Here is a 4,460-nt window from a genome sequence, read left to right on the forward strand (position 1 = left end):
CGCTGCTCTGGTTGTGGTGACATGGGTCCGCGACGGCCGACCGCACGCGAACTGAGTTCCTCGCTGGCAAGCGCCAACGGGGGATCTGACGGACGGCGAGTGCTGCCATTGCGTAACCCCGGTGCGGCCGGTGGCGCGATCGCCGACAGGTGATCAACAGGATCACCCGTCGCCGAAGCATGGGACAGCGGGGCCAGGGGCCTGGACGAAGGCCAACCGGGTCGCCTACGCCAACTACCTGGACGACGAACGGCACCCGGAGGCGGTCAGCCGGCGCTCCAACCGCAGAAGTCCGACCAGGACGTCACTGAATGGCGGCCGGTCGAATCCGCCTTCGGGGAGTCAGTGACACAGGCCGACCCACGGCCCGGGTCCCTGCGAGGCCCGGGGGCGCTGGTCGCCGGCCGGTCAACCGGAGGAGACGGCCCGGTATGTACGGGGGACCAGGCCCTGGGCCGTCACGCGCTGCCGGCGTCGCCGGTCCGTCGAGCGCAGCTCGGCAGCGACATCGGTGCAACTGGCGTGCACGACACCGTCGGTGAGGGCACCGTGTACCGGGCCCGTCCTGACTCTCGAAGCCCTCACTCCGGGACTGGGTTCAGGAACTGTCACGGCCCGTCTCTGTGAGGTACGGCTGTCACGATCGGGTACGGCGGCTTCAGCGGGGCGGATGGCTGTGGTCCGTTGTGTCAGTGGGGTGGGCCTGGGCCGTTTCCTTGTCTTCGTCCGCGTTGCGCCAGATCGGTTCGGGGCTGTTGAGGGGGTAGCCGCCGGTTTCGGGGGTGGGTCTCGTTGTGTGGTGGAGCGGAAGCGGACGCTGAAGTAGTGCTCGGCCTGGTCCTGGAAGGTGATGGCCGCCTTGAGGCGAACGTCGAACTCCCGGCCGGTGAGGCCTCCGTCGAGAGGCTTGTTGTCGTGCGTGAACGTGCCGAGGGTGAACTCGGTGCCGTCCAGCTTCACCGGCACGGAACCGCCGGAGTTCGGTAGCCGCTCTTCGTGCCGGCGCCCCATTCCACATGGTCGGTGCCCAGACCGGTCGGGTTGTACCTCGGGTCATCGACCGTGGTCGAGGTCCAGACGCCCTCGATGACCGCGTTGCTCACGGGTGATCAGTCCCTGCTCGGCTCGTCGCGCCGGTCCGGCGCGAACTGCAAAGAGCGGTAGATCGCTACGTAGCGTCAATATCCCGGAATGGGTCGTTCCCCCTGGGGGTGCACCGGCGCACAACGGCCATCGCCTCACCACCCCTCTACGCAGCCGCGTACGGGTGCGCACGCCCGCCCTGCCACGCCACTCACTCCGGTCGGTCCAGCAGCTGCTCCGCGTCCGGGAGCCCGGCCCGCCGCCACCACCCCCCGGGCCCGCGTCGACGCGCCGGTCCTGTCCGACGACCCGGTCCTCCGGCACGACCTTCCGCCGCCGGCCTCCAGGTGGCAGGAGCTCGCCGGGGTGCTGGAGAGGGTGTCGGTGGCCGGCACTGCCCGCGTCGCCGTACGTCAGCAGTACAGGGACCGGGCGATCCCCGCGTTCGTCGGCATTCCGGGCCCCGACGGCGCCCTGCTGGGCCACCGCACACGGCGACCTGCGCTGGGTGAGCCTGACAGCACCCCTGCAGATCCTGGACGGGAAGGCCGGGCCTCGCTCCGGTGAGGTTCGACGCCGCCATGCTCTACGCCTGCGCCCTGCTCCAGCCGGGCATCGCCGCACGGGTTCGGGACGCTTTCCCCGTCCTGGGCAGGCCCGCCGGCCTGGCCGCCGAAGCGACCGTGTGCGCCCAGCTGCTCCAGACCGTGGACCCCGGCGACGACCTCACCCTCGAAGCCCCGCTCCGGGGTTGGGCTGCCGAGCTGCGCCGCAGCTGCCCGACTCCATGAGGCACGCGCCGGGCCGCTGCGTGGCCTGTCGCGAAGACGGTGGGCGGGGCCACGTTTGGACCCCAGCCGCCTACTCCGGCGCCACGATGCGCTCCACTGCGGCCGTCACCAGTTGTTCGCGCTCTGCCTCGGTGAAGACGTCCGGCAGGGTGAGCTGCTCAACGATCAGCCAGTTCAGGGTCAGCATGAGCAGCTTGACGGCCATGGCGTCGCCAGGGAGGCCGGAAGCCTCGTGGTGGGCGACGTTGGCGTCGACGTCGGCCCGCACCCGCTCGGTGAGGACCTTGCGCAGTTCGGGGCGGCGGGTGGCTTCGAGGCGGAGTTCCAGCAGCGCGAGGTAGCCGGTGCGGAAGGAGGCGATGCGGCCGACGAGCTCGCGCATCAGTGCGGCGTAGGTCTCCCGGTCGCGGCCGGCCGCCTGCTGGCGGGCGATGGTGGCCTCGTCGGGCTGGAGTCGCTCGTACACGCGGGCGCCGGCCTGAGTGAACAGGTCGTCGCGGCTGGCGAAGTAGTTGGACGCCGTGCCGGCGGGAACGGCTGCCTCGGCATCCACGGCCCGGAAGGTCAGGCCGCGTGCGCCTTCTCGGGCCAGCACCTCGATCGCCGCGTCAACGAGGGCCGCGCGCCGCTGGTCGTTCCGTCTCACCATTGACACCACTCCGAATGTAGTACTACGTTCAAACCACTTCAATTAGAGTACTACGTGTGGGGGATCGCTGTGCGAAAGCTCGTGTACTACATCGGTGTCTCGCTCGACGGCCGTATCGCCGGCCCGGGTGGCGAGTTCGACTTCTTCCCCCAGGGCGATGAGCAGCAGACCGCCGCCTACTCGACCTGGATGAACGCGCTGTACCCGGAGACCATCCCGACCGCTTACCGCGCGGCCGTCGGTGTCGCCGACGCGCCCAACCGGCGTTTCGACACCGTCGTCATGGGCCTCGGTACCTACCGTCCTGCCCTCGACAACGGGATCACCAGCCCGTACGCGCACCTGCGCCAGTACGTGGTGTCCAGCACCCTCAAGCCGGACACCGACCCGGCCGTCACCGTCGTGCCGAGCGACCCGCTTTCCCTCGTCCGCGAGCTCAAGGGCGAGGTGGGCGCCGGCCTGGACATCTGGCTCTGCGGGGGCGGCCGGCTCGCGGGCACCCTGTTGCCCGAGATTGACGAACTGCTGATCAAGACCTATCCGGTGGTTGCCGGTACCGGAATCTCGGTATTCGACGGTGCCTTCGATCCCACCGTCTTCGACGTCGCCGAGCGCACCGCCTTCCCCAACGGGGTCACTCTCACCCGCCTCACCCGCCGCTGGTTCGTGGCAGCCACCTCGCTGACCAGATGACGATGGCCGCGAGGTGGAGTGCGGCCAGGGGCATCGTGGCGGTCTTGCCGTATCGAGTGGCCAGACCGCGCCACTACATCAGGACAGCCTCTCAGCCGCGAGGGCGCGAAGACTCAAGGTCAACAGTGGTTCCTCGTCGTGAGCGGATGGCATCGGCTTGCTTGGTCCGCAGCACCGGCAAGGTCAGGTCGATGCCCTGGACCGTCCACGCCTTGCCAGTGTCGCCCCTCCGGTGAGCACAGTCCGGCACCGACACCAGTCCCTCTAAGGACAACGCTCAGGGGACGGGCCAGGGACCGCTGCGCCGGTAGGCGGTCCTGGCGCTCGCTGGCGGTCCCGCGCTTTTTCGACACGGGAACCCCAGCCGGCAGGATCGGGGGGCGGGGTTGACGGTGACCTCGGTGCCGGGGCACTCAGCGGCACCGACGGTCAGCGTGTCCTGCTCGGTGCCGCGCATCGAGCGCAGCACCACCGCTCCCGCGTCGGTCAGGCCCCACGGCCCAAGACCCAACTCCGCAACCCAGCCGGGCTGCAGGTTCGGCTCGGGCACGGGCGTGCTCAGCATCGGCTCTGGCAGCGTCCACGTCACGCACGATGCCTCCACCCCGTTCGCCGGCTAACAGCTCCGGCGGACCGGTCCTGTTACCTTCTCCCGTCGGCACTCGTCATAGGTGCGACGGCCGCATACGAACGGTCGTCGCACCCACGAGTGAATCGAGAACCGGATGCTGACCAACATCATGTACGTGACGATCTACGTCACCGATCAGGACCGCGCGCTGGGGTTCTACACCCAGGGGCTCGGCCTGGAAAAGCGCCTCGACTTCCCGGGGCCCGACGGACGTTTCCTCACCGTCGGCGTTCCCGACAGCCCGGTGCAGATCATCCTGTGGCCGCAGGCGGCGGCCGCGGGACAGCCGGCCGACGCGGGCCGCCATGCCGCGCCCGGTCCGCTGATCCTCGAATCCGACGATCTGCGAAAGGATTTCGAGATCCTGCGCCGGCGCGGCGTCACCTTCGAAGAGTCCGAACCCCAGGACTATCCGTTCGGGCTCCGCATCGAGGCGGTGGACCCGGACGGCAACCGGGTCTCGCTCCGTCAGCCGCGAAAGCCGTGACCGCCCACCCGTCCGGCCCCGTGACCGAGGCGTTCGAAGCCCAGCGCGATCGGCTGCGCGCAGTCGCGTACCGCGTGCTGGGCTCGCACGCCGACGCCGAGGACGTGGTCCAGGAAACCTGGATGC

Annotated in this window: 8 protein-coding genes; 5 read left to right on the top strand and 3 right to left on the bottom strand. The window is 69.7% G+C overall.

Going from position 1 to position 4,460, the window contains the following annotated elements; translation table 11 throughout:
- Nucleotides 1–55: SCO3870 family protein (locus ACFTZL_RS41580; protein ID WP_382594814.1), on the top strand; the 55-nt coding region annotated here is incomplete at its 5' end.
- A 901-nt stretch (nt 56–956) separates the two neighbouring features.
- On the opposite strand, the gene ACFTZL_RS41585 is transcribed toward ACFTZL_RS41580, so the two are convergent.
- The gene (locus tag ACFTZL_RS41585) at nt 957–1,103 is read right to left on the bottom strand and encodes a hypothetical protein (protein ID WP_382594800.1); all 147 of its coding nucleotides are present in this window, start codon (nt 1,101–1,103) and stop codon (nt 957–959) included.
- Between the two features lie 543 nt (nt 1,104–1,646).
- On the opposite strand from ACFTZL_RS41585, the gene ACFTZL_RS41590 reads away from it, so the two are divergent.
- Entirely contained in the window at nt 1,647–1,874 is a 228-nt protein-coding gene (locus tag ACFTZL_RS41590) for a hypothetical protein (RefSeq protein ID WP_382594803.1), read from the top strand.
- 70 nt (nt 1,875–1,944) lie between these two features.
- Here ACFTZL_RS41590 and ACFTZL_RS41595 read toward each other — a convergent pair whose 3' ends face one another.
- The gene (locus tag ACFTZL_RS41595; RefSeq protein ID WP_382594817.1) at nt 1,945–2,523 is read right to left on the bottom strand and encodes a TetR/AcrR family transcriptional regulator; all 579 of its coding nucleotides are present in this window, start codon (nt 2,521–2,523) and stop codon (nt 1,945–1,947) included.
- A gap of 69 nt (nt 2,524–2,592) precedes the next feature.
- On the opposite strand from ACFTZL_RS41595, the gene ACFTZL_RS41600 reads away from it, so the two are divergent.
- Nucleotides 2,593–3,216: a dihydrofolate reductase family protein gene (locus ACFTZL_RS41600; protein WP_382594806.1), complete on the top strand. Its 624-nt coding sequence runs from the start codon at nt 2,593–2,595 to the stop codon at nt 3,214–3,216.
- A gap of 277 nt (nt 3,217–3,493) precedes the next feature.
- On the opposite strand, the gene ACFTZL_RS41605 is transcribed toward ACFTZL_RS41600, so the two are convergent.
- Nucleotides 3,494–3,805 (bottom strand): hypothetical protein, encoded by a 312-nt coding sequence (locus ACFTZL_RS41605; protein ID WP_382594809.1) that lies wholly within the window; start codon nt 3,803–3,805, stop codon nt 3,494–3,496.
- Between the two features lie 136 nt (nt 3,806–3,941).
- Here ACFTZL_RS41605 and ACFTZL_RS41610 point away from each other — a divergent pair, with 136 nt between their 5' ends.
- Both ACFTZL_RS41610 and ACFTZL_RS41615 read left to right on the top strand, forming a co-directional pair.
- Entirely contained in the window at nt 3,942–4,334 is a 393-nt protein-coding gene (locus ACFTZL_RS41610; protein WP_382594811.1) for a VOC family protein, read from the top strand.
- Nucleotides 4,331–4,460: sigma factor (locus ACFTZL_RS41615; RefSeq protein WP_382594820.1), on the top strand; the 130-nt coding region annotated here is incomplete at its 3' end. The genes ACFTZL_RS41610 and ACFTZL_RS41615, both read left to right, overlap by 4 nt.

The organism is Streptomyces sp. NPDC056948, from assembly GCF_042674225.1.
In the GTDB taxonomy this organism is placed as follows: domain Bacteria; phylum Actinomycetota; class Actinomycetes; order Streptomycetales; family Streptomycetaceae; genus Streptomyces; species Streptomyces purpurascens.